The following is a 3224-nucleotide window of genomic DNA, read 5'->3' as shown; positions in this document are numbered from 1 at the left end:
CGATGACGATCGCCGGCACCGCCGAGCCGAGCACGGGCCAGATCGTGCCGATGCCTGTGGAGACGAGGGCGATGGCCGCTGTGAGGATGACGCCGGGGAAGACGTCGACGCCTCGCCGGGCGAGTCGGGAGGGGAGGGTCTGAACGGGGGAGAGCTGCACCATTCCATCCTCGTGATCCGCCGCCCGTCGGCGGTAGGGGCTATCGTCGGTAGGGGTACAGGTCAGAACTGTGAGGGTGGCATGATCGACGATCCCGACATCGGTGCTCTGCGACTGCTCGCCACCGCCGTGCGCGAGGGATCCATCTCCGCCGCCGCGCGGGAAGCGCGCGTGACGCAGCAGACCGCCTCGGCGCGGTTGCGAGGACTCGAGCAGCGACTCGGTCTCGAACTGCTCCGGCGCTCGCCGCGCGGTGTGGAGCCGACCTCCGCCGGCGAGACCGTGGCCGCGTGGGCGGAAGAGGTGCTGGCCGCCGCTGAGAGGTTCCGCACCGCGATGGAGACGCTGCGCGGCGAGCACAGCCGTGCGCTCACCGTCGCGGCGAGCCAGACGGTGGCGGCGCACCTCCTGCCGCGGTGGCTCGTTGCGCTGCGCGAGCGGCAGCTCCGCGCCGGCCGCACGCCCACTCAGGTGCGGATGCTGACCGCAAACAGCGTCGAGGTCGAGGCGCTCGTGCGCTCCGGGGCGGCGGAGCTGGGCTTCATCGAGTCGACCTCGCTGCCGGAGGGGCTCGCGACGACCACGATCCGGTTCGACGACCTGGCCGTGGTCGTGGCGCCGCAGCACGCCTGGGCGACGAGGGCGGATGTCGGCATGGACGAGGTGGCAGGCACCCCGCTCGTCGTGCGTGAAGAGGGCAGCGGCACCCGGCGCACCTGGGAGGACGCGGTGGCCGCCCGCGTCGGACGGGCGCCGGCTGACGCGGCGGCGGTGCTGTCGACGTCGGCAGCTGTGCGATCGGCCGTGGCTGAGGGGATCGGGCCGGCCGTGCTCTCGGGTCTCGCCGTCGCGGACGATGTGCGCCTGGGGCGCCTGGTGGAGGTGCCGTTGCGCGGGGACGCCGTGCGGCGTCCGATCACGGCGCTGTGGCGGGGAGCCCCGCGCGACCTCTCGGCGGTGAGCAGGGAACTGCTCGAGGAGGCGGTCGGATGAGACGGATGCCGGGGGCGATCGCCTCCGCGCTGCTCCTGCTCGTCCTCGCGGGATGCGCCGCGGGGAGCGTGGCCGGCGATCGACCGGAGACCGGGATCGCACTGCCGGAGGTCGGTGCGGGGTTCGACTATCAACTGGGCGGCGCCTATCCCACGCCGGACGGCGCGACGGTGATCGCGCGGGATCGGACGGAAGCCCCGGCGGGGGCGGGGTACGACATCTGCTACGTGAACGGCTTCCAGACCCAGCGGGGGGATTCGAGTGCGTTCGCGCGGCGGCATCCGGAGCTGGTGGTGCAGGTCGACGGCGAGCCGCTCGCCGACCCGGGCTGGCCGGACGAACTCATCCTGGACACGTCGACGGATGCGAAGCGCACGGCGCTCGCCGAGATCGTGGAGCCCTGGATCACCGGGTGCGCGGATGCCGGCTACGCGGCGGTCGAGATTGACAACCTGGACTCGTTCAGCCGCTCCGACGGCAAGCTTTCGGCGGACGACAACCTCGCGCTCGCGGCGGAGTACGCCCGCATCGCGCACGATGTCGGCCTTGCGATCGCCCAGAAGAACACGGCGGAGTACACCACGCGGCTCGCGGAGATCGGCTACGACTTCGCGGTGACTGAGTCGTGCGCCGAGTTCGACGAGTGCGCCGATTATGCCGAGGCGTACGACGTGGTGCTCGACATCGAGTACGTCGACGAGCTCGGTGCGGATGCCTTCGCTGAGGCGTGCGCGGATCGGCCGGAGGGCGTGAGCATGATCCTGCGCGACCATGACCTGCGGATGCCGGACGAGGACGGGTACATGTTCCGCGCGTGCACGTGACCGGGACTCTGGGGCGTTGCGCGACGCGGAGCGGAAGTTCGCTTGAGGCCTGCGTAGGCTCGAAGCCATGGCTGAGCTGCGGGTCGGGTTCCTCGGCGACGGGCACATCACCTCCGTGCTCCGGGCGGTCGTGCACGACTCGCGCCCGCACCGCGTGGTCGGGTCGTTCGGGCGGCACTCCGCGCTGCCGGATGCCGCGGACGTCGACGTCATCGTCGAGGCGGCGAGCCAGCAGGCCGTGCGCGAACGCGTGCCCGGACTGCTGGATGCCGGGACCGACGTGATCCTGCTGTCGGTCGGTGCGCTGGCGGATGCTGCGCTTCGCGAGCGCCTGCTCGGCTCGACGACGGGCCGGCTGATCGTCTGCACGGGCGCGATCGGAGGGCTCGATCAAGTGCGCGCCCTGCGCGCCGCGGGCCCGTTGAGTGAGGTGTCCATCGAGAGCCGCAAGCTGCCGGCATCCCTGATCCAGCCGTGGATGCCCGAGGCTCTGAAGGTCGATCTGCGCACGCGCACCACCGAGCTCGTCCTGGCTGACGGGCCCGCCGGTGACGTGGCGCAGCGCTTCCCGGCATCCGCCAACGTCGCCGCCTCCCTCGCGCTCGCCGCGGATGCCTGGGACTTCGCGACCGCGCGGATCGTGGCTGACCCGGATGCCGCCCAGACCCGCCATGAGATCCGCGCGGTGGGCGCGCTCGGCGAGGTGCGCGCCGTGGTCACGAACACCCCCTCGGTCGACCGGCCGCGCTCCAGCGCCGTCGTGGCGTGGGCCGCCCTGCGGTCCCTGGACGACTACGCGAGCCTGCGCGGGTTCGAGAGCCCGGGCGGCTCGGCATTCCTCTGAGACCATGAGCGCCCGGTACCACTTCGTCAGCACGTTCCGAGTCGTCGGCGATCCGGAGCGGGTGTGGCAGGTGCTCAGCGACGTCGAGGACTGGGGTCTCTGGTGGGGATGCCTCGAGCGCTTCGAGGCTGTGAGCGGGGCGCCGGAACACCGAGGATCGCCCGCCGTGGGATCCGAATACCGGCACACGCTGCGCTCACCGCTCGGCTACCGCCTGCGGTACGTGATGCGCATCGCCGGGATCGAGCCGCAGCGATCGGTGGATGCCGAGGCATCGGGCGATCTGGTCGGCCGCGGCCGGGCGGTCGCCGAGGTGGCGGGGGACGAGGCGACCATCCGCTTCCTGTGGCTCGTCGAGCTGTCGAAACCGTGGATGCGTTGGCTCCCGCCCGTCGTCCGCCCG

At 72.1% G+C, this 3224-nt stretch carries 4 protein-coding genes; all 4 read left to right on the top strand.

Translation table 11 applies throughout. The features are described 5' to 3' along the window. Positions 1 to 241: 241 nt before the first annotated feature. On the top strand, positions 242 to 1153 hold the full coding sequence (locus tag BGN97_RS00725) for a LysR family transcriptional regulator (RefSeq protein WP_292697160.1): 912 nt from the start codon (positions 242 to 244) through the stop codon (positions 1151 to 1153). Next, the gene (locus BGN97_RS00720) at positions 1150 to 1977 is read left to right on the top strand and encodes an endo alpha-1,4 polygalactosaminidase (protein WP_292697159.1); all 828 of its coding nucleotides are present in this window, start codon (positions 1150 to 1152) and stop codon (positions 1975 to 1977) included. Before BGN97_RS00725 ends, BGN97_RS00720 begins: the two co-directional genes overlap by 4 nt. A 67-nt stretch (positions 1978 to 2044) precedes the next feature. Beyond that, positions 2045 to 2821, top strand: a complete 777-nt coding sequence (locus BGN97_RS00715) for an aspartate dehydrogenase domain-containing protein (RefSeq protein WP_292697158.1) — start codon at positions 2045 to 2047, stop codon at positions 2819 to 2821. A 4-nt stretch (positions 2822 to 2825) separates the two neighbouring features. Further along, positions 2826 to 3224, top strand: a 399-nt coding sequence (locus tag BGN97_RS00710; RefSeq protein ID WP_292697157.1) for a hypothetical protein, incomplete at its 3' end; no start/stop codon positions are given.

It is taken from the genome of Microbacterium sp. 69-10, from assembly GCF_001897945.1.
Taxonomy (GTDB): Bacteria; Actinomycetota; Actinomycetes; order Actinomycetales; family Microbacteriaceae; genus Microbacterium.
The sequence above is the reverse complement of the archived record's forward strand: the minus strand, read 5'-3'. Positions and strand labels throughout refer to the sequence as shown.